The sequence below is a fragment of the Mesorhizobium sp. M5C.F.Cr.IN.023.01.1.1 genome (genome assembly GCF_003997585.1).
Taxonomy (GTDB): domain Bacteria; phylum Pseudomonadota; class Alphaproteobacteria; order Rhizobiales; family Rhizobiaceae; genus Mesorhizobium; species Mesorhizobium wenxiniae.
In genome coordinates this window covers 18,246-39,453 of the sequence record NZ_RZSU01000050.1, presented here as the reverse complement: position 1 = coordinate 39,453, position 21,208 = coordinate 18,246, and the positions used below count along the sequence as shown (strand labels likewise).

Genomic DNA, 21,208 nt, shown 5'->3' with positions numbered 1-21,208 from the left:
GCCGCACTCTATCCGCATCCGCGTGTCGATAAAGAGGCAAATCGATCGCCCCAAGAGCAAAAAGCTCTAGTCGGCGGGCAGTATCTTCCCAGGGTTCATAATATTCAGCGGATCGAGCGCCTGCTTGATCGTGCGCATGATGTCGACGCTGTGGCCGAGTTCATGGCGCAGGAAGCCGACCTTGCCTTGTCCGATGCCGTGCTCGCCGGTGCAGGTTCCGTCCATGCCGATCGCCCGCATATTCAGCCGCGCGACGAACTCTTCCGTTGCGGCGATTTCCTTCGGATCGTCCACGTCCATCAGCACCAGCACATGGAAATTGCCGTCGCCGGCATGGCCGACGATCGGCGCGATCAACCCCATCTCGGCGATATCGGCCTCGGTTTGCGTGACGCATTCGGCAAAGCGCGAGATCGGGACGCAGACGTCGGTCGACAGCCCCTTGGCGCCAGGCCGCAGCGTCAGCGACGACCAATAGGCGTCGTGCCTGGCCTTCCACAGCTTTGTCCGTTCCTCGGCGACGCTGGTCCACAGGAATGGTCCGCCGCCATATTCTTCGGCGATCACGCCGAAAGTCTCGGCCTGTTCGGCAACGCCGGCATCACTGCCGTGGAATTCAACGAACAGGCATGGGCTTTCCGGGTAGTCGAGTTTCGAATAGCTCTTCATCGCCCGCATCTGCAGCGCATTGACCAGTTCGATGCGCGCCACCGGAATGCCCATCTGGATTGTCGCAATCACCGCATTGCAGGCCGCCTCGACGCTGGGAAACGGGCAGACGCCGCCGGAAATCGCCTGCGGAATGCCCTGCAGCTTCAGGGTCAGCTGGGTGATGATGCCAAGCGTACCCTCCGAGCCGATCAGCAGCCGCGTCAGATCATAGCCGGCCGAGCTCTTTTTCGCGCGTTTGCCGGTCGTCACCGTCTCGCCGTCGGCCATCACCGCCGTCAGCGACAACACATTCTCGCGCATCGTGCCGTAGCGCACCGCATTGGTGCCCGACGCCCGCGTCGCCGCCATGCCGCCGAGCGATGCATTGGCGCCCGGATCGATCGGAAAGAACAGGCCGGTGTCGCGCAAGTGCCGGTTGAGATCCTCGCGCGTCACGCCGGGCTCGACCGTGCAGTCGAGATCCTGCGGGTTGACCGCGAGGATGCGGTTCATCCGCGACGTATCGACAGAGATGCCGCCGCCCGGCGCGTTGGTGTGGCCTTCCAGCGATGAGCCGACGCCAAAGGCGATCACCGGCACGCGGTGCGCGGCGCAGGCCGACACGATCTCCTGCACCTCCGCCGTCGTCTCCGGAAACGCCACGCCATCCGGCGCCTGGGTCGGAATGTAGGTGGTCGTATGCGCATGCTGGGCGCGGATCGCCTCGCCGGTCTGGAATCGCTCGCCCAGCCGCTGCTTGAGGATGCCGAGCACCGCGGCGATCCCTTCTTCATTGCGCTCGACCGGATTGAGGTCGCTCAGAGCCATCTATTCCTCCGCGAATGGACCAGCGTCCATCCTTGTTATGGACTTATGGATGGGTAGTCTCACCGACCATGCTCTGTCCAGCCAGAAGGAAGTTTTCGATGTCCACCCCCGCCCCCTTCGTCTCTCCTCCCATGGACATCGAGAAGGACTGGATTGACTATAACGGTCATCTCAACATGGCCTATTACAACGTGCTGTTCGACCGCTGTTCCGACGAAGCGTTCGAGATGATGGGGATGGGGCTGGACTACGTGAAGCAGCGGCGGCTGACCATCTACACGGCGGAAGTCCATGTCTGCTACGTGCAGGAACTGCACCTCGACCACAAGGTCACCGTCTCCTTCCAGCTCCTCGATCATGACGACAAGCGGCTCAGGGCCTACCAGGAAATTCGTCATGTCGACGGTTGGCTCGCCGCCACGTCCGAATCGCTGTCGCTGCATGTCGACATGTCCGGCCCGAAGGTGGCGCCCTTCCCGGCCGATGTTCTGGCCAAGGTGGAAACCATGCGCGCCGCCCATGCCACGCTGCCGATGCCTGAGCGCGCCGGCCGTTCGATCGGTATTCGTCGCAAGACGCTTGAACCGCAGTCCGACCGCCGTTAACCTTACCAAGGTTTTAACGTGAACAAGTCGAATTGAGGCGTTGAACGACTCAGCGCGGCGTTCGAAAACCGTCCGCATTGCGATACGGGCGGCGGGGGCTGAAGCGGTTCGGGGAACGTGCATGAAAACCGACATCAAGGTCGAGGCGGACAGGCTGGCGGCCGACCCACGCATCACCGACTATGATTTCTGGCGCTCGCTGAAGAACCTCAACAACGAGATTTTTCACATCGCCAACAACAACGAGCCGATCCCTTTCGCCATGATCCGCTGGCGCGCCATCCTGAAGCAAGCGCGGATGAAGCGCGGCCACGCCTAGCGTCGCCGATGTGAAATAGCTCCCGGCTTTGCGCAACTCATCCGTTTGCCGACACTTCTCCCCATCGTGTCAACGCGTTCCCGCTACGGGTACAGCGTCGGTGAATTGCATGTTGACCTCTAAAGTCTCGCGGCCGCGAAAGTGTTTGACCGGTCCTACTAGGACGACCAACTGTCCGGAAACCAGGAGGCTTCCCGTTCTTTGGCTCGGGTGCCCGGGTAGAAGCCTGGCGCGCTAATATGTGATAGCGTGGCAGCCTGCGACCAAGTTGGACGCCTGACGGCATCGCTCTTAACGTCGCAAAGAAGGGCAGCGCAAAATGATAGGTCAGCAGTCAAGGTGCTGGGCGCGACTCCAACAAGCCGGCGAGAAGACCTCCAGCTCGACCGGCTAAGTCGGTAGGGACCGAATGTGCCAACCTGAAAGTGCCCTTTCCAGCCTTCCGGTTTCTCGAACCTATTAAGCCATCGGACGTCTGATCTTGGGGCCCTTTTTAAGGCTGCGGCCCTCGTACTAACAGTGCACACATCATCACTGCCCTGATAGCAAACTTTCAGTGAGAAGGTGGTGCTACTTGAACCGGTCGCGTAGTCGAGAGCAATTGCAAAAGTCACATCGGGTTGGAGTTCGAACGGTACATTCAATAACGGGGAATCATCCGCGCCGAAGAAGCAAAATGACCTTAGCCGACTGTCATAGGCCACTCGCCCTAGGTCTTCATTCGCAAAAAGGTTCCATTCTCTGCTCTCGCCCAGAATGTCCAGGTGGGCATCCGCTTTAGCGAAGATATGACCATCCGCCCCGAAGGCTGTTCCATGCGCAGCGGGGATGATCCCGGAAGGCAGGCTATGATATTCGTATAGTGTCTCTCTCAGAGTGCGGGCGTGCAGAGACGCCGCATTCATGTCGTTGATGAGTTCGAGGTCTTCAGTGAGGAGGCAACCTTTGCACTCCGCGGCAAGGAGTGCCACATGCCGGTCATGATCGGAGATTTTCGACAGGCTACCCTCTGCGGTCCGAATCTCCACCTTCCCTGCAAGAACTTTATCAACGATGGCGTCGATCGGCGCCAAACCATTTCTAAATTTTGATAGAGTTTCGTGAAGCTCTTCCCAAGCGCGAGCACTGGTAACAAGCTTTACTCCTCTTGCGTTGAGAGCAGCCACCGCATTAGCGCCGACCCCGTCGACAATGAGTGCGGCGTCAAGGAGAACGTTAGCATCTAACACCGCCGTTTCGACCTGCGGGATCGGCCGGTAGGTCGAAATTTGCGTGCCATTCATCCCCAAAATATCGTGCCATGGCCGGGATTATATCCGACTGCTGATAGACGGCCTACTGCTCGGTGGGCCGAAGTTCCCTAATCCTCCTTCACTTCCTCGAAAACCTCCGGCCCGAGCAAGATTTTGCCACAGCGGCCTGTAAATTTGCGTCAGACAGCGAGCCGTCCTCGACCAAGGCGTTGACCACAGCGTCAGAAAGGGTGTCGATCGGGATACGTGTCTGTTACCCACTTACTTACGAACGATCGCATCGGCCTTCAACATCAACGCTGGCGCTTGATCGCCCCAAGCGGCGAGCGCGCCACCACTGGCGACGACTGGATGATCGCGGTGTTGGTCATCGCAAACGGAATGATCCGGTCGATCACCCGTTCGAGTTCGGCCACCGAGCCGAAATGCGCCAGCGCGACGAAACAGTCCTCGCCGGTCACCCGGTCGCATTGCGCGATTTCCGGCAGATCGCGGATGATCTCGGCGACCACAGCCAGTTGCCCGGGCACCGGCCTGATCCGCAGCCATGCCGACAGCTTCATGCCGAGCGCGGCCGGGTTGATCCGCACCGTATAGGCCTCGATCACGCCGCTCTCCTGCAGCCGCCGGATGCGCTCCGCCACGCTCGGCGCCGACAGACCGACGGAACGCGCCAGTTCAGCGGTGCTGGTGCGCGCATCCTTTTCCAGCAGGCGCAGGATTTTCAGATCAGCCGCATCCAAGTCGGTATTTTCGTTTCGAAGGCGTTTCAGACAAAACTCCTTGGTTTTGGAAAAGAGATTATCTTTTCGGCCGGCTATCAGCCATATAAATCCAAAAAACTGCCTGCGATAATGATCTTATGGATGATCCAGCGCAAGCCCCTGCTGCAATCCCTGCCCTCGCCGGGCCCGTCTTTGGCAAGCTGGCGACCTCGCTGCCGCCGCATGTCTGGTTCGGGGTCAGCGCCGTGTTCCACTATCTCGGGCCGGCTTTCGCCGTGCTGCTTTTCCCGCATGTCGGCGTGCTCGGCATGGCCTGGCTGCGCATCGTCACGGCCGCCCTGGTCTTTACGCCGCTGACCCGGCCATGGACGGTCTTCGCCCGCGCCGACCGCCCGACAAGACTGCTGCTTCTCGCCTTTGGTGCCTGCCTGGGCATAATGAATTGCTCGTTCTACCTGGCGCTGGAACGCTTGCCGATCTCGCTGGTCGCGGCGATCGAATTCGTCGGCACCATCGGCGTCCCGCTTGTCGGCGTCAGAAGCCCGCGCAATCTCGCAGCCCTTGCCGTCGCCGTCATCGGCACCTTGCTGCTGATCGACGTCAAATGGTCAAGCGACCCGATCGGCCTGTTCTGGGCCTTCCTCAACGGCGCGCTGTTCGTTGGCTACATCGTGCTTGGCCACCGCGTCGCCGCCGCCGGCGCTGGCGACGGCATCGCCGGCCTGGGTGCCGCCATGGCGGTCGCCTTCCTCATCGTGCTGCCGATCGGCTTCACCGATGCGCTGCCGGCTTTCTCGGCGCCGCCACTGCTCATCGCCGCCATCGGCGTCGGCATCTGCTCGTCGGTCATCCCCTATATATGCGACCAGCTTGCCATGTCGCGGCTGCCGCGCTCGAGCTTCGCGCTGATGCTGTCGTTGCTGCCGGTCATCGCCACGCTGATCGGCGTCATTGTGCTCCGCCAGATACCCAGCCCTATCGATTGCATCGGCATTGCGCTGGTGGTGGCCGGGGTCGCTTTTCACAAACCAGCAGATGCCTGATCAGGCAAGCTTCTCCCTCAGAAAGGCGATCGTCCGGCCCCAAGCGAGGTCCGCCGCGTTCTTGTCGTAGCGGGCCGCGGACGTGTCATTGCTGAAGGCATGATTGGCGCCTTCATACACATAGACCGTGTACTCGACCTTGGCGGCATCGAGTTCCTTCTTGAAGGCGTCGATACCGGCATTGATGCGGGTGTCGAGCCCGGCATAATGCAGCAGCAGCGCCGCCCTGATCTTCGGCACATCCTCGGCCTTCGGCTGCATGCCGTAATAGGCGACAGCGGCAGCCAGATCCGGCGTGTTGGCCGCTAGCGTGTTCACCGTGCCGCCGCCCCAGCAGAAGCCGACCGCGCCGACCTTGCCGTCGCCTTCCGCGTGTTCTTTGAGGAAAGCGACTGTTGCGACCGCATTGGCGACGGTCTGCGCCGGATCGAGCTTGGAGAACTGGTCACGCGCCTTGTCTTCGTCGGCCGGCGTACCACCGAGCGGCGACAGGAAGTCCGGGGCCAGCGCCACGAACCCTTGCAGCGCCACGCGCCGCGCCACGTCGCGTATATGTCGATTGAGCCCCCTGTTCTCATGCACGACGATGACAGTCCCGAGCTTGCCGGACTGGCCGGCAGGCTTGACCAGATAGCCCTTCATCTCGCCGCCGCTGCCGGGATAGCTGATGTCCTCGCCCGTCACGCGGGAATCGTCCTCGGCAACGATCGCCGCCCGTGCTGAATTCGCCGCCAGCAGCGGCGCGATTGCGGCCGCCGCCGCACCTGATCCGGCAAGCCTGGTCAACTGTTCCATGAAGCGCCGCCGGTCGAGCGTCAGATGCGTGTATTCGTCATAGGCGTCTATCATCGCCTGGGTAATGGCGGGTCTCGTGACGGCTGGGCTGGCAGGGCTCGGTTTTGTCATGGCGCTCTCCTCGGCTTCGGGAAGTACTTCCGCCGCGCAACATAGGATAGGAGCCCGCACGGTCCAGTCACGGATCAGTGAGGCGCTGCTGACGCAAGCGCAGGTCCGCCAGACCGGCGGCTGGTCCAGGATGATACTCCTTCCGACCGATGCGCTTCGCGGCGCGCCCATGGGCAACCGCGCACCTGCGTGCTGCTTTCTCCGGCCTGCCGTGCCTGTCAAGCAGGCCGGCGCTATAGGTGGTGTTCTACCGGATTTGTAACTCCCCCGCCTGGACAGAGAACAAAACGGAGACACTTCTGGCCTTTCGCTGCCGAATCACTACATTCGGGGACAATGTCCGGCTTTTCGGAAGACATGCCCTTTTTTGACGAACCGAATGCGCGGCCCACGGCCCCGTCCGGCATTGCCGCGCGCGCCATGGCTGCCCGCAGCGGCCACACCAACGCGCCCGACTATCTGAACGGGCTCAACCCCGAGCAGCGGCTGGCGGTGGAAACCACCGAAGGCCCGGTTCTGGTGCTGGCCGGCGCCGGCACCGGCAAGACGCGCGTCTTGACCACCCGCATCGCTCACATCCTTGAGACCAAGAGGGCCGAGCCTTGGCAGATCCTCGCCGTCACCTTCACCAACAAGGCGGCGCGCGAAATGAAACAGCGGATTGGCCTGCTGGTCGGCCATCAGATAGAGGGCATGCCGTGGCTCGGCACCTTCCACTCGATCGGAGTAAAGCTGCTTCGCAGACACGCCGAACTTGCCGGGCTCAAATCCGACTTCACCATTCTCGACACCGACGACGTCGTGCGCCTGATCAAGCAGCTCATCCAGGCCGAGGGGCTGGACGACAAGCGCTGGCCGGCCAAGCAGTTCGCCCAGATGATCGACGGCTGGAAGAACAAAGGTCTTGGCCCCGCCGACATTGCCGAGGGCGACGCCCGCGCCTTCGCCAACGGCAAGGGCCGCGAGCTCTACAAGGCCTATCAGGAGCGGCTGAAGACGCTGAACGCCTGCGACTTCGGCGATCTCCTGTGCCATCCGATCCGCATCTTCCGCACCAATCCGGACGTGCTGAAGGAGTACCACAAGCGCTTCAAATACATCCTCGTCGACGAGTATCAGGACACCAACACCGCGCAGTACATGTGGCTGCGGCTGCTGGCGCAGCGGCCGGATGCCGGACGAGCTTCAACATCAACAGGTTTGCGAACGGCCGAAGGCCGCAAGCCCGACCGGGCGTCCGAGCCCTTGCGAGGCCCCCGCGGAGGGCCCGCGCCGACAGGCGCGGAACAGCCCGTGAGCGAAAATAAAGTCAACATTTGCTGCGTCGGCGACGACGACCAGTCGATCTATGGCTGGCGCGGGGCCGAGGTCGACAACATCCTGCGCTTCGACAAGGATTTCCCTGGCGCCACGATCATCCGGCTGGAGCGCAACTACCGCTCCACCGCCCACATCCTGGGCACTGCTTCTCATCTGATCGCCCACAATGAGGGCCGCTTCGGCAAGACGCTGTTCACCGAAAAGGTCGCCGAGGACGACGAGAAGGTGCATGTCCATGCCGCCTGGGACTCGGAAGAAGAGGCCCGTGCCGTTGGCGAAACCATCGAAGCCTATCAGCGGCAGAAGCACAATCTCAATGACATGGCCATTCTTGTCCGCGCCTCCTTCCAGATGCGCGAGTTCGAGGACCGCTTCGTCACGCTCGGCCTCAACTATCGCGTCATCGGCGGCCCGCGCTTCTACGAGCGCCTCGAAATCCGCGATGCGCTGGCCTTCTTCCGCGTCGTCGCCCAAGGCGCCGACGACCTCGCCTTCGAGCGCATCGTCAACGTGCCGAAGCGCGGGTTGGGCGAAGCCACCATCCGCCAGATCCACGATACCGCCAGGGCGCTGCGCATCCCGATGCTGGAGGCTGCGGAAAAACTCGCCGAGAGCGACGAGCTGAAGCCGAAGCCGCGCGCAGCATTGCGCGAGGTCGCCGCCAATTTCGAGCGCTGGCAGAAGGCACTGGAGACCACGCCGCACACCGAGCTTGCCGAGACCATCCTGGAGGAGAGCGGCTACACCGACATGTGGAAGAACGACCGCTCGGTGGAAGCCCCCGGCCGGCTGGAAAACCTCAAAGAACTGATCCGCTCCATGGAGGAGTACGAATCGCTGCGCTCCTTCCTCGAACATGTCGCACTCGTGATGGACGCCGAGCAGAACGCCGAGCTCGACGCCGTCAACATCATGACGCTGCATTCGGCCAAGGGCCTCGAATTCGAGACCGTTTTTCTCCCTGGTTGGGAGGAAGGTCTTTTTCCACACCAGCGCGCGCTCGACGAGGGCGGCCGCTCCGGGCTGGAGGAAGAACGGCGGCTGGCCTATGTCGGGCTGACCCGCGCCAAGAGGAACCTGCATTTGTGGTTCGTCTCCAACCGCCGCATCCACGGCCTGTGGCAATCGACCATCCCGTCGCGCTTCCTCGACGAACTGCCGGAAGCCCATGTCGAAGTCGCCGAGAGCGGCAACAGCTACGGCGGTTACGGCAATGCCTACGGCGGCGGTTCTTTTGCCTCGGGACGTGGTGGAAGGCAGAACCCCTATGGCGCGTCGCGCTTCGACAATGTCGGCGAGGAAAAATCGGGTAGCTTCTCCAACAGCTATGCGACGCCCGGCTGGCAGCGCGCTCAAGCCAATCGCACCGAGGCGACGGACCGCAATTGGGGCTCACGCTCCGGCCACCAGGTCGAGCGCATCGGCTATGGAGAGACCGACTCCGGCTATGGCGCCGGCCGCACCTCAATCAAAGGCCGCACTATCGATGGCGAACTGGTCGCCAAATCCGTCGCCGACACACCCTCGGCCTTCAATGTCGGCGACCGCGTCTTCCATCAGAAATTCGGCAACGGCAACATTGCGGCCATCGACGGCAACAAGCTGACCATCGATTTCGACAAGGCCGGCCAGAAACGCGTGCTGGACGGGTTTGTCACCGCGGTGTGAACGTCCGCCCTTCCCTCACCGATACCGCGCCTGGTTCCATTTGTGGCCGAGCAGCGACAGGATAATGATCAGCCCGTTGAAGAACTGGACGTAGAAGCCGCTCAGGCCCGCCGCCACGACACCGGTCTGGATGAACGACACCGTGACCGCACCGATGGCGCCGCCGACCACCGTGCCGATGCCGCCCCAGGTTGGCGTGCCGCCAACGAACACTGATGCCAGCACCGGCAGCAGATAGCCGTCGCCGGCCGTCGGCCACCAGGTGAAGTTGATCATCACCGAGAAGGTACCGGCGATCGCCGCACCGATGCCGACGAAGACGAACACTTTCACCCGCACGCGCTTGACGTCGATGCCCATCTGCTGGGCGCTGTCGGGATTGTCGCCGACCACCTTCACCTGCGCGCCGAAACGATGCCTGTTGTAGAGCAGCGCCGACAGCACGACGAAGGCGATGGCCCAGAAGATCTGCACCGGAATGCCGTAGATCTGGCTGGAGAAGATCTTGTAGGCCCAGCTGTCGGCAAGGCTGGTCAGCGCCGTCGATTTGCCTTCGTTGATGATCTGGATCAGGCCGCGCAGCAGGAAATTCATACCGAGCGTGGCAATCAGCGATGACAGCCCGCCATAGACCACCAGCGATCCGACGAGGAAGCCGAGCAGCGTGCCCGTGGCGATGGCCGCGGCGATGCCGAGGAATGGGTCGTAGCCGGCCTGCACGACCAGCGCGAAGACCCATGAAGCAAAGCCCATCGTCGCCGGAAATGACAGGTCGATCTCGCCGCAGGTGACGACGAAGACCAGCGGCACCACCACGAACAGCGCCACAGGCAGCGTGGTGAGCACGGAACTGTAGAGATACCAGGTGGTGAAGACGGTCGGGTTGGCGATCATGAACACCGCCATCATGACGATGAACACGGCAAGCGTGCCGAGCGCGGCGCGGTTGTCGAGGATGAACCCGCGCAGCCAATTGTCGGACGGGTGTCTCCACTCTTTCCGAGAATTGCCCGGGCGGGGGATGCCGGCGGACGGCTCGTGCAGATCGGGCTCCATTGTCTTGCTCATCGTGCTCTCTGCTCCGCGTCGCCAGCGTCGTGCAGTCCCGGCAAACCGCCCGGATGCGCCACGTCTTCCATGAAGTTGATCAGGTCTTCGGCCGACTTGACCTCGCTCCGGTCGGCGGTAAGCGCGACCTTGCCGCGGTCGAGCACCACGAAACGATCGGCGATGTCGAAGACGTGGTGGATGTTGTGACCGATGAACAGGATCGATCGGCCGCTCGCCCGCACCTGGCGCACGAAATGGAAGACCTTGGCGGTTTCGGTCAGCGACAGCGCCGTCGTCGGCTCGTCGAGGACGATCAGCTCCGCTTTCTTGTAGATGGCGCGGGCGATCGCCACGCCCTGGCGCTCGCCGCCCGAGAGCTGGCCGACGATCGATTGCGGCGTGAACACTTTCGAGGTGAAGCCGATCTCGCGCATCAGCCGGCTTGCCTCCTCGATCTCCTTGCCGACCTTCAGCCAGCCCATAAAGCCGGTGAGTTCGCGGCCCATGAAGATATTGCGCACGATGGTCTGCTGGACGGCCAGCGCCCGGTCCTGGAACACGGTCTCGATGCCGGCGTCGCGCGAGCGCGCGGCACTCCATCCGGTCACCGGCTTGCCACGGACCAGGATTTCGCCGCTGGTCGGCTTGACCACGCCGGACAAGATCTTGATCAGCGTCGACTTGCCGGCGCCATTGTCGCCGATCAGGCCGACCACCTCGCCGCGGTCGACGCTGAGATTGACCCCGCCCAGCGCATAGACCTGACCGTAGGACTTGCTGATGTCGCGCAGTTCGATAATGCGTTCGGCCATCGGACCCTCGCTTGATTGACGCTTGCCGGCCTTTCGCCGGCGGTCCCGCCGGCCGGACTCGATCCCGGCCGGCGGCGGCTTGGGAGGTCAGCGCAGCGCCTGCTTGGCAAGTTCGGCGACGATCTCGTAATTCTGCGGCGTGACGAAGCCGGCCCCGGTGTCGACATTCATCGGCGCCAGGCCCAGCACCACCTGCTGGCAGAGGCTGAGGATCGGCAGATAGCCCTGCAGGAACGGCTGCTGGTCGGCCGTCAGTTGCACCCAGCCGCCCTTGAAGCCCTCGACGATCTGCGGGCTGGTGTCGAAGCCGAAATTGAAGATGTCGCCGGGCTTGCGTCCCGCCGCCTGCATGTAGGTGGCGACGTTGCCGAGCATCTGTCCGCCGGGATAGCCGACCGCCTTGACATCAGGGTTGTTGAGCAGTGCGGCGGTGATCACCGGTATCGCCAGATTGGGGTCGGATGCCCACTCACCGCTCGGCGGCGACGACAGCTGGATGACCTCGACGCCGGCCTCCTTCAGTGCGGCCACCGTACCGCGCTCGCGCGCGCCGCGGGCCTCGTTCTCGAACGGGCCGATCATGATCGCCTTGTCGCCGGCCTTGAGCCCGGCCAGCTTGAGCGCCTCGGCGCCGAGCGCACGGCCCTGCTGTTCCTGCTGGGCGCCGACATAGCCGCCGCCGAACGCTTCCACCACTTTCGGCACCGGCACGTTCTGGTACATCGTCTTGATGCCGTCCTTGTGCGCCTGTTCGGCCAGCGGCATGATCGAGGCGTCGCCCGGATGACCCATCATGGCGATGCCGTTGGGCTTCACGGCGACGGCTTCGCGCAATTGCTGCACCATCTTCTCGACGTCCCACTGGGAGAAGATGTAGTCGACCTTGGGTCCGAGATCGGCGGCCGCCTGCTTGGCGCCATTGTAGACGATGGTGCCGAAGGCGTCGCCCTCGGCGCCGCCGACAAAGAAGCGGATACGGACATCCTTGCACCATTGGGCGTCGAGCGCCTGCGCGGGCAAGGTGGAGATTGCAGCGGCGAGCGCCGTGGCCGCCGCCACGACGGTCGAGCGCAGAACTGTCGTTCTCTTAGCGATGCTCATGCACTTATCCTCCCGTTGTTCCCTCGCAAGCCGAGGGGTTTTCGACGAATGCTTCGGCCTTTCGCCGCAATCTTCGCTGGCCGGCCCTCCCGCCAGCTGGATCCTCAGGCCGGATTTGGCAGGTAGCTGGCACCTCCCCGGCATTGCTTGAGGTAATCCAGCGCCCGCACCTGCCCTGTAATCTCGAGGTCGCCGCGATAGACCGGGTCGTGCCAGCCTTCGATGTCGATGGCGCCCTTGTAGCCGGCCAGCCGCAATTCGCCGATCACTCTCGTCCAGTCGCTGTCGCCGAAGCCCGGCGTGCGCATCTGCACGAACGGCAGCCGGCCGAACACGCCATGCTCGCGGATCACGTCCCAACGCACCGTCGCGTCCTTGCCGTGGACATGGAAGATGCGCGGCGCCCATTTGCGGATCTGCGGGATTGGATCGATCAGATAGACGAGCTGGTGGCAGGGCTCCCATTCCAAGCCGAGATTTTCGTCGGGCAATTCGTTGAACATCAGCTCCCAGGCGTCCGGATTGTGGGCGATGTTCCAGTCGCCGCTGGCCCAGTTGCCGTCCATCGCGCAATTCTCGAAGGCGATGCGCACGCCCTTGTCAGCGGCGCGTTTGGCCAGCGGTTCCCACACCTCGCGGAAGCGCGGCAGACTGTCGGGCAGCGGCTTGCCGCGAAGGCGGCCGGCGAAGCCGCTGACCGTGCTGGTGCCAAACAGATGCGCGTTGTCGATGATCGTTTCCCAGGCCTCGAGCACGCCGCGATCGACATCGCCGCTCTCCAGCGGATTGCCGAATACGCCGATCGAGGAGACAACGACATCGGCATCGCCGATCGCCTCGCGGATCTCGCCAGCGAGGCGACGAATGTCCTTGCCGCCCAGCGTCTGCCAGAAGAAGGGCTGGATGCTCTCGAAGCCCAACGGCAGGATCGCCTTGATATAGGCGGCCGGGTCGTCGAGATTGGCCCGCACCATGGTGCCGATCCTGATGTCGAGAAGCGGGTTTGGCGTCATCATCTTTCCTGTGCGATCGCGACCCGGCGGCCGGTTTCAGCGCTCTCGATCGCGCCGAAGACCATGGCCAGGCTCTTGATGTTGTCGGCGCCTCGCGTCTCTGGCTCGGTGCCGGTTTCGACGGCGCGTACGAAGTCCTGGATGATGCCGAGATGGCCGCCGACGCGGTCATTAGGATCGAGCGGCGGCACGGCGAGCGGCTCGGTGCGATCGAACAGGCCTTCACGGACCGGCCGCACGACTTCTGCCTTCAGCCCGTCATCGCCGTCCCAGACCAGGCTGCCGCGCTCGGCGACGATGCGCCATTTGCTCTCCCAGCTGGTGCGGAACCCGCCGGCGCACCAGGAGCCGGCATAGGTGAACAGCTTGCCGCCGCCGAACTCGAAGATTGCGGTGGCCGACGATCCCTGCCGGTACCAGGAATTGACCGGCTCCCATTCCTGGCAGTAGACGCTGGCCGGCTCGCCGCCGACCATGTAGCGGGCGGCGTCGAAGGTGTGGATCGCCATGTCGAGCAGCAAGACATGGGCCATCTCCTCGCGAAAACCGCCGAAATGCGGCGCGACGAAGAAGTCGGCGTGGATGCTGGTCGGCACGCCGATGGCGCCGGATTCGAGAAAGCGCCTGATACGCCTGACATTGGCGACATAGCGGCGGTTCTGGACGACGGCATGCACGCGCTTGGCGCGCCGGGCGGCTTCGACAATGGCACGCGCATTGTCCGGGCTGTCAGCGAGTGGCTTCTCGGTCAGGAGGTGGCAATGATGGGCAAAGGCTGAAAGCGCGATGTCGCGCCGGGCCGCCGGAACCACCACGTCGAACACCGCCTGCGGTCTAGTCTGGTCGAGCACGGCGTCAAGGCTGGTTCCGATGACGGCGCCGGCAAGCTCATATTCGCGCGCCCTCGCTTTCGCCCTGTCGGAGTCGAGGTCGACTAGGCCGACAATAGCCAACCCGTCGATCTGGCTCGCCGCATCGAGCCATTGCTTGCTCATCGCTCCGCAGCCGACCAGGACGACATTCATCATCCAGCGCTCCTCCTCCGTTCGGCCCCTCCAGACCGATCGTCACGGCATTCACGGCATGACCGTAAACGTTTTCCGTAAACGTTTACGAGAACACACCCGAAGGCGTAGAATGTCAATTGGCTGCTCGCGAAAATCACCTTGGCCTGAAGAGCGGCCGGTGATAGCCAAGAAAGGGGAGAACCGTCCTTTGGCGTCCAGCATCCACGATCTTGCGCGTCACCTGAACATTTCGATCGGCACCGTGTCGCGCGCGCTCAACGGCCGCGCCGACGTCAATGCCGACACGCGCCAGCGCGTGCTCGATGCGGCGGCAAAGCTGAACTATTCGCCGAACCAATCCGGCCGCAGCCTGCGGCGCGGCGCCACCCACTCGATCGCCTTCATGCTGCAGCCGCACCCGGGCGACCAGCAATATGGCGAGCCGTTCTTCATTCCGTTCCTGACCGGGCTGCAGGCGAAACTCGCCGAAAGCGGGCTCGACTTGATCGTGGTGATGGGCGCGCCGGGCGACTACCAGCAGGAGCGCCTGCGCCGGGTGGTCGAGACGCGCCGAGCCGATGCGGTGGTGCTGGCGTGGACGCGTCGCGAGGACGAGCGCATCGATTACCTGACCAGGGTCGGCTTCCCGTTCGCGACGCTCGGCCGCAGCCGGTCCGGCGACAAATCCTATCCGTCGCTCGACCTCGATTTCGAGACGGCCGGGACCGAGGCCGTCGACCGCCTGGTGGCGCGCGGCCACCGCCGCATCGCCGCTATCCGCCCGTCTCTCAACCTCAATTTCGGCTATCTATTCCTGGCCGGCTATCGCAAGGCCCTGCGGCGGCACGGCATCGAGGTTGACTCCCGGCTGATCGCGGAAGGCTTCATCAACGAGGCCGGCGGCTACGAGGTGACGCCTGGGGTGATGCGCTCCAAAAACCCGCCGACCGCCATCATCTTCAACAATGACGCGATGGCGCTCGGCGGCTGCAAGGCGCTGGCCGAGCTGGGCATCAAGCCGGGTCACGACATTGCGGTGATCGTCATCGTCGACACGCCGCTGTGTCGCTATTTTTCACCGGCGCTGACCGCCTTCCGCCCTTCCCTGGAGCCGATGGGGCGGCGGCTGGCCGAAATGCTGCTGGCGTCGATCCCGGCGTTCGCCGGGCCAGAGGGTACGCGGATCATCCGTGAGGTCTGGCCGCTGGAGCTGATCGCACGCGACAGCGATTGATGATTGCCACACTCGCCTATCCTCTCTCGTTGTTGATCGGCCCCTCTTCTTGTTGATCGGCGAGGAGGCGCTGGGGTGGAGCTTTCCGGTCGGCTCGATCACGTCGCTCGCGCTGGCAGCGACCTATTACCGCTTCGACCGCTGGCGCACTATGCACATGATCGAGGACAGGCCGGCTGCCGGCGAGCCGCCGGAGTACCGGTCTTGGCGTGCCGCACCAGCGCGCGCATCTTTCGCCCGAGACGCCGAGCGGCTGAACGACAGCGCCCAGGCCTTCCCTCCAGCCACTTCGATCGCCTAGGATGAGCCAGGCGTAGTAGAGGAAATCCATGGGCAAGGGACGGGTCGAGGCATTTACCGATGGCGTTATCGCCATCATCATCACCATCATGGTGCTGGAGTTGAAGGTGCCGCATGGCGCGGATTTTTCCGTGCTGGCACCTCTATGGCCCACGTTTTTCAGCTACGTGCTGTCCTTCATCTATGTCGGCATCTACTGGAACAATTTGCACCACATGTTCCACACCGTGCAGCGGGTGGATGGCCGCGTGCTGTGGGCGAATTTGCATCTGCTGTTCTGGCTGTCGCTGATGCCAGTCACCACCGCATTCATGGGCGAAAACCATTTCGCGCCGGTGCCTGTCGCCGTTTACGGTGTTGTCCTGGCGCTTTGCGCGACCGCCTACTTCATTCTAGTCGTCATGCTGCACCGGCTGCATGGCAACGACACTACCTTCGCCAGAGCGGTGGGCACCGACCGCAAGGAAAAGATCTCGGTGGTCCTCTACATCGCCGCCATTCCGCTGGCCTTCGTCAATCAATGGATCAGCGTCGCTTTCTATGTGCTGGTTGCCATGATCTGGTTCGTACCGGACAGGCGGTTCGAGAGGCTGGTCGAAAAATAGGCCTGCCTATTCCCGCATTGCTTTCAGCTTCTCGGCCACCGAGGCCGCAAGGTCGGCATAGCGCTCCTCAAGCCGCTCGGCCGCCTTGATCACCGAAAAATCATGGCCAAATTTTTCCAGCGCTATGCGCAGCTTCTCGACGAATTCCGCCTGTTTTTCGAGCGCCGAAAACAGCGTCTTCACTTGCGCTTCGCTGATGTCGGGATTGGCAAGCATTTGCGGCACCTCGCGGCTCATCTGGTCGCCGGTGGCGGTCTGTTCTTTCAGGATCTCGATCCAGTCGGTCAATCGGTAATCTCCTTCTTACGCGGACAGCATGCGCAGCGCCTGCCGATATGGTCAACCCAAGGACGCCAAAGCGGCTTGCGCGAGCCCCTCGGCGCGTTAAGTTCGGCGCAACTTGAACGAGGACGCTATAGCCATGACCACCGACGCCGAAATCCAGAGCGCTTTGCCTGCCCTTGCCTCCGGCAACGTTGCCGTCATCACCGGCGGCGCCAGCGGCATCGGCCTTGCTGCGGCCAAGCGGCTGGCAGCGTTGGGCCTGAAAATCGTGCTTGCCGATATCGGTGGCGCGCGGCTCGATGAGGCTGCCCGCGCCGTTGCAACGATTGTCGGCGACAGCGCGGTACTCGCGGTTGCCACCGACGTCTCGAAAGCCGACGAACTCGACCGGCTGGCCGAAAAGGCGTTCGGTGCGTTCGGCGGCGTGTCGCTGTTGATGAACAATGCCGGCGTCGGCAACAATCCGGGCAAGCCCTGGGAAAATCGCGACGCCTGGAAGCGGCTGCTGGACATCAATTTCTGGGGCGTCGTCCATGGCGTCGAGGCCTTCGTGCCGCGCATGCTGGCGGCCGGCAGGCCGGGCCTGATCGTCAACACCGGCTCCAAGCAAGGCATCACCACGCCGCCCGGCAATCTTGCCTACAACGTCTCCAAATCAGGCGTGAAGACCTTCACCGAAGGCCTGGCACATGCGCTGCGCAACGAGCCCGGCGCAAAGGTTGCGGCGCATCTGCTTATTCCGGGGTTCACTTTTACCGGCCTGACCGAGGGTGCGACCGAAAAGCCCGCCGGCGCCTGGACGGGCGAGCAGGTGATCGACTTCATGCTGGCCTCGCTGGTGCGTGGCGACTTCTACATCCTGTGCCCCGACAACGAGGCGACACGGCCTATGGACGAAAAGCGCATGGCCTGGGCGATCGGCGACATCATCGAGAACCGCCCTGCTCTGTCGCGCTGGCATCCGGATTACAAGGAGGCTTTCGCGGCGTTTATGGAAAGCTGACGCTCACGCATGTGTCTTCGAGCCGCGCTTTTGCGCGGTGGCTTTCTTGACCGCCGTATCATGCCGTTTCGCCGCCTGTTCACATTTTTTGCGGATCTCCTCGACCTCGGATTCTGTCAGGTGCTCGATGCCGATAAAAGTATTTTGAGCTTTGCCGACCCGGATCAACTCGTCGAGTTTCGTCTGAATCGCCATGCCATCGCGGTTCTGGGTGTTCTGGATGAGAAACACCATCAGGAAGGTGACGATCGTTGTGCCGGTATTGATGATGAGTTGCCACGTATCCGAAAAGCCGAACAACGGCCCGCTTATTGCCCAGGCAACGATGATCAGAAAACAGACGGCGAATGTCGACGGCAGACCGGCGAGATGGGCAACGTAGTTGGCGATCCTGGTGAAAAGCTTCTCGATCATGGCAGGAGAAACAACCAGCAACCGCTCCGGGTTCCCTTGCACGGAGGGATTTCACGGACATAACCGTGCACGCGCCCGCAAGATCAGGGTATTTCGTTATCCCAGACGTCGAGGAAGGCCTCGATGGACAGCGTCTGCATGTCGGGGACTGCCTTGGCCAGTCTCTCGGGCGGCCAGTCCCACCAGGCGAGGCTTTCGATCCGCGCGGCGACGTCCGCCGCGAAGCGTTGGCGCAATTGCCTGGCCGGAACGCCGGCGACAATCGCGTAGGCAGGTACGTCGCGCGTCACCACAGCGTTGGCGCCGACGATCGCGCCATTGCCGATGGTCACGCCGGGCATGATCACCACACCATGGCCGATCCAGACGTCGTGGCCGATGCTAACCGACTTCGCCCGCCGCCTTTCCCGAAACGCCCCGTCGACGCCCAGCCAGCGAAAATATTCGTTCGGGCGGTAGCTGACCTTGTGCTGGGTCAGCCGCTCGATCGGATGCTCCAGCGCGTTGATCCGGCTGTTGGCGGCGATCGAACAGAACTTGCCGATCGTCGTGTAGATCGCCTCGGCGTGGCGCTCGAAATAGGAGAAGTCGCCGACCGATACCTCGCGCAGGATAACCCGCTCGCCGATCGAGGCGTAGCGCCCAAGCTTGCACGCCTTCAATTCCGCAGTCGGATGGATGCGCGGCTCGGGGTCTTTCAGCACAAGATTTTCGGGACGGTCCATCCCGGCGGCTTTACGCCCGAGCGATTGGTCCCGCAAGCGGGACCAATCGCTCGTCACCTGTTTCCAGAGCCTATTTCGGCTTGCCGTTGGTCCACACCACGTTTTGGCCATAGAGCGGCACGGTGGTGACGGACATTTTCGCTGAACCGTCCTGCACCTGGCGCGAATGCGACAGATAGATCAAGGTGTCGTTGGCCTTGTCGTAGATGCGGTTCACCACCTGTTTCTTCCAGATCAGGCTGATGCCTTGCTTGAACACCTCTTCGCCGGCCTCGCTCATGTCGATGTCGCCGACGGTGATCGGCCCGGTCTGGCGGCAGGAGATCGAGGAATCGGACGGATCTTCGAACCAGTTGCCCTTCTGCAGGCGATCGATCATCCCGCGTTCGAAATAGGTGACGTGACAGGTCACGCCTTCGACCTTCGGATCCTTGATCGCCTCGACAATGATGTCGTTGCCGAGCCAGTCGACGCCGACCTTGCCGACCTCCTGAGCGGCGGCTGCGCCGGCACCGATGACGAGGCATGCGGCCAAAGCGCCGCCGATCAGTTTTCGCCCAATCAGTCTTTGCAAGGGAAGCCTCCTGCGGTTCGAGTTTTGCCGACCTCAGGTGGGACGGGCGGCAGCGCTTTGCAAGCGGATCATTTTTTGACAGGAAAGCCGGTTGCGGCAACGCGACATCTTTGCGCGCACGAGATCAAACCGATAAGAGTGTTCGCCAAACAAGCTGCATGATGCCGATACGGCGCCAATGAAAATCGCGACGGACACCAATTGATGATGCGTTCAATACTGGTCGGCATTCTCGTCCTGATGGCAGCAGGCATCGGCTGGCTCACCTTCGACTGGTACCGCGGGCATTATGGCGGTGAGCCGTTCGGCGCGCCCTTCACGCTGGTCGACCAGAAGGGCGCCCCGATCACCGAGGCTGCGTTTCGCAGCCACCCTAGCGTCGTCTTCTTCGGCTTCACCCATTGCCCGGAAGTTTGCCCGACCACGCTGTTCGAACTGGCCGGTTGGCTAAAGACGATGGGGGACGACGGCAAGAACCTGCGCGCCTATTTCGTGACGGTCGACCCGGAGCGCGACACGCCGGAAATCATGAACGCCTATATCAGCAACTTCTCCGACCGCATCCTCGGCATCACTGGCGACCCCGACAAGGTTCAAGCCATGGCCAAATCCTTCGGCATCTATTCGAAGAAGGTCGACACGGGCAACGGCGACTACACGATGGACCACACCGCTTCGGTGCTGCTGCTCACCGCCCGGGGCGATTTCGCCGGCACCATCGCCTATGGCGAAAGCTCGGAGACCGCCATCGCCAAGCTCAAGCGGCTGGCGGCGGAAGGTTAGAGCATGATCCCGAACCGAAGGTCCGCGACAGCGAGAAGTGGGACCGGTTTTCGGAAAAGATCATGCTCAGTCAAGACCATCGGTTGATGACCCAAACGCGACTTTATTTCACCACTGGAAAGATCGAGGCCGATAGTATCTTCGCGGCGTTCGAAACGGCCTTCGAGGACGAGGGTCTGCCGATTGCCATCCTCGAAGTCGATGAGGATCGCGACATCCACGAAGTGTCGCTCTATGCCAACGGCGATGTCGACGCCGTCGAGGCTCGTGTGAAAGAGATCCTCGCCGGGCTGGCCTTGTCGAGGCCGATTGCGCGCGAGCCCGTGCCGGATATCGACTGGGTGACGCGTTCGCTGGAGGGACTGAAGCCGGTGCGCGCCGGCCGTTTCTTCGTCCACGGCGCGCATGACCGCAGGAAGCGCCACAGCGGCGAGCTCCCCATCGAGATCGAGGCGGGCCTCGCCTTCGGCACCGGCCATCACGGCACCACCGCCGGGTGCCTTGAAATGCTGGAACAGGTCGTGCGGCGCGAGCGCCCGCGCAACGCGCTCGACCTCGGCACCGGCAGTGCGGTGCTGGCCATCGCGGTGGCCAAGCTCGCCCATATCCCGGTGCTGGCGACCGACATCGATCCGGTCGCCACAAAGGTCGCCGCCGCCAATGCGCGGCTCAACCACGTCAAGGCGCTTGTCGAAACGGTGACGGCGCCGGGCTTCCACCATCCGATTTTTGCCGCGCGCGGCCCCTTTGATCTCATCGTTGCCAACATACTGGCGCGGCCGCTGATGCGGCTGGCGCCAGAAATGGCCAGCCATATCGCTTTGGGCGGCTCGATCGTGCTGTCAGGTATCCTCGACCGGCAGCGCGACGCGGTGATTTCGGCCTATGTCGGCCAGCAGTTCCGCCATGTCAGGACGTTGCATCGCGAAGGCTGGGTGACGATTCACCTTAAGCGATGACGCGCAGCGCCTTCAAACGCAGGCC

23 protein-coding genes are annotated in these 21,208 nt (G+C 62.8%); 10 read left to right on the top strand and 13 right to left on the bottom strand.

What is annotated here, in order from left to right; all coding sequences use genetic code 11:
* Nucleotides 1–66 precede the first annotated feature (66 nt).
* Complete coding sequence (locus EOA78_RS20135) at nucleotides 67–1,479, bottom strand: FAD-linked oxidase C-terminal domain-containing protein (protein ID WP_127316650.1); 1,413 nt, start codon at nucleotides 1,477–1,479, stop codon at nucleotides 67–69.
* Nucleotides 1,480–1,577: 98 nt separating this feature from the next.
* Here EOA78_RS20135 and EOA78_RS20130 point away from each other — a divergent pair, with 98 nt between their 5' ends.
* Both EOA78_RS20130 and EOA78_RS20125 read left to right on the top strand, forming a co-directional pair.
* Nucleotides 1,578–2,084 (top strand): thioesterase family protein, encoded by a 507-nt coding sequence (locus EOA78_RS20130; protein WP_127316649.1) that lies wholly within the window; start codon nucleotides 1,578–1,580, stop codon nucleotides 2,082–2,084.
* Nucleotides 2,085–2,205: 121 nt separating this feature from the next.
* Nucleotides 2,206–2,403: a hypothetical protein gene (locus EOA78_RS20125; RefSeq protein WP_023676715.1), complete on the top strand. Its 198-nt coding sequence runs from the start codon at nucleotides 2,206–2,208 to the stop codon at nucleotides 2,401–2,403.
* A gap of 158 nt (nucleotides 2,404–2,561) precedes the next feature.
* Here EOA78_RS20125 and EOA78_RS20120 read toward each other — a convergent pair whose 3' ends face one another.
* Together EOA78_RS20120 and EOA78_RS20115 are read right to left on the bottom strand one after the other, a co-directional pair.
* On the bottom strand, nucleotides 2,562–3,686 hold the full coding sequence (locus tag EOA78_RS20120; protein WP_127316648.1) for a hypothetical protein: 1,125 nt from the start codon (nucleotides 3,684–3,686) through the stop codon (nucleotides 2,562–2,564).
* Nucleotides 3,687–3,949: 263 nt separating this feature from the next.
* On the bottom strand, nucleotides 3,950–4,429 hold the full coding sequence (locus EOA78_RS20115) for an Lrp/AsnC family transcriptional regulator (RefSeq protein ID WP_127316647.1): 480 nt from the start codon (nucleotides 4,427–4,429) through the stop codon (nucleotides 3,950–3,952).
* An 89-nt stretch (nucleotides 4,430–4,518) separates the two neighbouring features.
* On the opposite strand from EOA78_RS20115, the gene EOA78_RS20110 reads away from it, so the two are divergent.
* The gene (locus EOA78_RS20110; RefSeq protein WP_127316646.1) at nucleotides 4,519–5,424 is read left to right on the top strand and encodes a DMT family transporter; all 906 of its coding nucleotides are present in this window, start codon (nucleotides 4,519–4,521) and stop codon (nucleotides 5,422–5,424) included.
* Here the strand turns inward: EOA78_RS20110 and EOA78_RS20105 are convergent, their stop codons facing one another.
* Nucleotides 5,425–6,330, bottom strand: coding sequence for a dienelactone hydrolase family protein (locus tag EOA78_RS20105; RefSeq protein ID WP_127316645.1), 906 nt, complete (start codon nucleotides 6,328–6,330; stop codon nucleotides 5,425–5,427). It lies immediately after the preceding gene.
* Between the two features lie 336 nt (nucleotides 6,331–6,666).
* Between EOA78_RS20105 and EOA78_RS20100 the strand changes: the two genes are divergently transcribed.
* Nucleotides 6,667–9,318, top strand: a complete 2,652-nt coding sequence (locus EOA78_RS20100; RefSeq protein ID WP_127316644.1) for a UvrD-helicase domain-containing protein — start codon at nucleotides 6,667–6,669, stop codon at nucleotides 9,316–9,318.
* Nucleotides 9,319–9,333: 15 nt separating this feature from the next.
* Here EOA78_RS20100 and EOA78_RS20095 read toward each other — a convergent pair whose 3' ends face one another.
* The 5 genes from EOA78_RS20095 to EOA78_RS20075 form a co-directional block, all read right to left on the bottom strand.
* Entirely contained in the window at nucleotides 9,334–10,386 is a 1,053-nt protein-coding gene (locus EOA78_RS20095) for an ABC transporter permease (RefSeq protein ID WP_127316643.1), read from the bottom strand.
* A complete protein-coding gene (locus EOA78_RS20090) occupies nucleotides 10,383–11,180 on the bottom strand; it encodes an ATP-binding cassette domain-containing protein (protein ID WP_127316642.1) in 798 nt (265 codons plus the stop codon). The genes EOA78_RS20095 and EOA78_RS20090 overlap by 4 nt, the downstream gene beginning before the upstream one ends.
* Nucleotides 11,181–11,267: 87 nt before the next feature.
* On the bottom strand, nucleotides 11,268–12,281 hold the full coding sequence (locus EOA78_RS20085) for a substrate-binding domain-containing protein (protein ID WP_127316641.1): 1,014 nt from the start codon (nucleotides 12,279–12,281) through the stop codon (nucleotides 11,268–11,270).
* Nucleotides 12,282–12,385: 104 nt separating this feature from the next.
* Complete coding sequence (locus tag EOA78_RS20080; protein WP_127316640.1) at nucleotides 12,386–13,294, bottom strand: sugar phosphate isomerase/epimerase; 909 nt, start codon at nucleotides 13,292–13,294, stop codon at nucleotides 12,386–12,388.
* Nucleotides 13,294–14,322, bottom strand: coding sequence for a Gfo/Idh/MocA family oxidoreductase (locus tag EOA78_RS20075; RefSeq protein WP_127316639.1), 1,029 nt, complete (start codon nucleotides 14,320–14,322; stop codon nucleotides 13,294–13,296). Before EOA78_RS20075 ends, EOA78_RS20080 begins: the two co-directional genes overlap by 1 nt.
* A 187-nt stretch (nucleotides 14,323–14,509) precedes the next feature.
* Here EOA78_RS20075 and EOA78_RS20070 point away from each other — a divergent pair, with 187 nt between their 5' ends.
* Genes EOA78_RS20070 through EOA78_RS20060 form a run of 3 tightly spaced genes read left to right on the top strand, consistent with a single transcriptional unit; the run spans nucleotide 14,510 to nucleotide 16,440 of the window.
* Nucleotides 14,510–15,535, top strand: a complete 1,026-nt coding sequence (locus EOA78_RS20070; RefSeq protein ID WP_127316638.1) for a LacI family DNA-binding transcriptional regulator — start codon at nucleotides 14,510–14,512, stop codon at nucleotides 15,533–15,535.
* Nucleotides 15,536–15,584: 49 nt separating this feature from the next.
* Entirely contained in the window at nucleotides 15,585–15,836 is a 252-nt protein-coding gene (locus tag EOA78_RS20065; RefSeq protein WP_245477598.1) for a hypothetical protein, read from the top strand.
* Between the two features lie 28 nt (nucleotides 15,837–15,864).
* Nucleotides 15,865–16,440: a TMEM175 family protein gene (locus EOA78_RS20060; RefSeq protein ID WP_127316637.1), complete on the top strand. Its 576-nt coding sequence runs from the start codon at nucleotides 15,865–15,867 to the stop codon at nucleotides 16,438–16,440.
* A 6-nt stretch (nucleotides 16,441–16,446) separates the two neighbouring features.
* Here EOA78_RS20060 and EOA78_RS20055 read toward each other — a convergent pair whose 3' ends face one another.
* Nucleotides 16,447–16,728: a hypothetical protein gene (locus EOA78_RS20055; RefSeq protein ID WP_127316636.1), complete on the bottom strand. Its 282-nt coding sequence runs from the start codon at nucleotides 16,726–16,728 to the stop codon at nucleotides 16,447–16,449.
* Between the two features lie 133 nt (nucleotides 16,729–16,861).
* Between EOA78_RS20055 and EOA78_RS20050 the strand changes: the two genes are divergently transcribed.
* Nucleotides 16,862–17,728 carry an SDR family NAD(P)-dependent oxidoreductase gene (locus EOA78_RS20050; protein ID WP_127316635.1) on the top strand — a complete coding sequence of 289 codons (867 nt, stop codon included), beginning with the start codon at nucleotides 16,862–16,864 and terminating at the stop codon, nucleotides 17,726–17,728.
* 3 nt (nucleotides 17,729–17,731) lie between these two features.
* Here the strand turns inward: EOA78_RS20050 and EOA78_RS20045 are convergent, their stop codons facing one another.
* The 3 genes from EOA78_RS20045 to EOA78_RS20035 form a co-directional block, all read right to left on the bottom strand.
* A complete protein-coding gene (locus tag EOA78_RS20045) occupies nucleotides 17,732–18,142 on the bottom strand; it encodes a low affinity iron permease family protein (RefSeq protein ID WP_164783836.1) in 411 nt (136 codons plus the stop codon).
* An 83-nt stretch (nucleotides 18,143–18,225) separates the two neighbouring features.
* The gene (locus tag EOA78_RS20040; protein WP_127316634.1) at nucleotides 18,226–18,867 is read right to left on the bottom strand and encodes a DapH/DapD/GlmU-related protein; all 642 of its coding nucleotides are present in this window, start codon (nucleotides 18,865–18,867) and stop codon (nucleotides 18,226–18,228) included.
* Between the two features lie 70 nt (nucleotides 18,868–18,937).
* The gene (locus EOA78_RS20035; protein WP_127316633.1) at nucleotides 18,938–19,441 is read right to left on the bottom strand and encodes a CreA family protein; all 504 of its coding nucleotides are present in this window, start codon (nucleotides 19,439–19,441) and stop codon (nucleotides 18,938–18,940) included.
* A gap of 204 nt (nucleotides 19,442–19,645) precedes the next feature.
* On the opposite strand from EOA78_RS20035, the gene EOA78_RS20030 reads away from it, so the two are divergent.
* A complete protein-coding gene (locus EOA78_RS20030) occupies nucleotides 19,646–20,224 on the top strand; it encodes an SCO family protein (protein WP_127316632.1) in 579 nt (192 codons plus the stop codon).
* An 86-nt stretch (nucleotides 20,225–20,310) separates the two neighbouring features.
* Nucleotides 20,311–21,183 carry a 50S ribosomal protein L11 methyltransferase gene (locus EOA78_RS20025; RefSeq protein WP_127316656.1) on the top strand — a complete coding sequence of 291 codons (873 nt, stop codon included), beginning with the start codon at nucleotides 20,311–20,313 and terminating at the stop codon, nucleotides 21,181–21,183.
* Nucleotides 21,184–21,208: the final 25 nt, after the last annotated feature.

What these genes read in the sequence shown, in the direction of transcription:
- EOA78_RS20135 (WP_127316650.1), bottom strand. Translation starts at nt 1,479, where the DNA reads ATGGCTCTGAGCGACCTCAATCCGGTCGAGCGCAATGAAGAAGGGATC.
- EOA78_RS20130 (WP_127316649.1), top strand. Translation starts at nt 1,578, where the DNA reads ATGTCCACCCCCGCCCCCTTCGTCTCTCCTCCCATGGACATCGAGAAG.
- EOA78_RS20125 (WP_023676715.1), top strand. Translation starts at nt 2,206, where the DNA reads ATGAAAACCGACATCAAGGTCGAGGCGGACAGGCTGGCGGCCGACCCA.
- EOA78_RS20120 (WP_127316648.1), bottom strand. Translation starts at nt 3,686, where the DNA reads ATGAATGGCACGCAAATTTCGACCTACCGGCCGATCCCGCAGGTCGAA.
- EOA78_RS20110 (WP_127316646.1), top strand. Translation starts at nt 4,519, where the DNA reads ATGGATGATCCAGCGCAAGCCCCTGCTGCAATCCCTGCCCTCGCCGGG.
- EOA78_RS20105 (WP_127316645.1), bottom strand. Translation starts at nt 6,330, where the DNA reads ATGACAAAACCGAGCCCTGCCAGCCCAGCCGTCACGAGACCCGCCATT.
- EOA78_RS20100 (WP_127316644.1), top strand. Translation starts at nt 6,667, where the DNA reads ATGTCCGGCTTTTCGGAAGACATGCCCTTTTTTGACGAACCGAATGCG.
- EOA78_RS20095 (WP_127316643.1), bottom strand. Translation starts at nt 10,386, where the DNA reads ATGAGCAAGACAATGGAGCCCGATCTGCACGAGCCGTCCGCCGGCATC.
- EOA78_RS20090 (WP_127316642.1), bottom strand. Translation starts at nt 11,180, where the DNA reads ATGGCCGAACGCATTATCGAACTGCGCGACATCAGCAAGTCCTACGGT.
- EOA78_RS20085 (WP_127316641.1), bottom strand. Translation starts at nt 12,281, where the DNA reads ATGAGCATCGCTAAGAGAACGACAGTTCTGCGCTCGACCGTCGTGGCG.
- EOA78_RS20080 (WP_127316640.1), bottom strand. Translation starts at nt 13,294, where the DNA reads ATGACGCCAAACCCGCTTCTCGACATCAGGATCGGCACCATGGTGCGG.
- EOA78_RS20075 (WP_127316639.1), bottom strand. Translation starts at nt 14,322, where the DNA reads ATGATGAATGTCGTCCTGGTCGGCTGCGGAGCGATGAGCAAGCAATGG.
- EOA78_RS20060 (WP_127316637.1), top strand. Translation starts at nt 15,865, where the DNA reads ATGGGCAAGGGACGGGTCGAGGCATTTACCGATGGCGTTATCGCCATC.
- EOA78_RS20050 (WP_127316635.1), top strand. Translation starts at nt 16,862, where the DNA reads ATGACCACCGACGCCGAAATCCAGAGCGCTTTGCCTGCCCTTGCCTCC.
- EOA78_RS20045 (WP_164783836.1), bottom strand. Translation starts at nt 18,142, where the DNA reads ATGATCGAGAAGCTTTTCACCAGGATCGCCAACTACGTTGCCCATCTC.
- EOA78_RS20040 (WP_127316634.1), bottom strand. Translation starts at nt 18,867, where the DNA reads ATGGACCGTCCCGAAAATCTTGTGCTGAAAGACCCCGAGCCGCGCATC.
- EOA78_RS20030 (WP_127316632.1), top strand. Translation starts at nt 19,646, where the DNA reads ATGATGCGTTCAATACTGGTCGGCATTCTCGTCCTGATGGCAGCAGGC.
- EOA78_RS20025 (WP_127316656.1), top strand. Translation starts at nt 20,311, where the DNA reads ATGACCCAAACGCGACTTTATTTCACCACTGGAAAGATCGAGGCCGAT.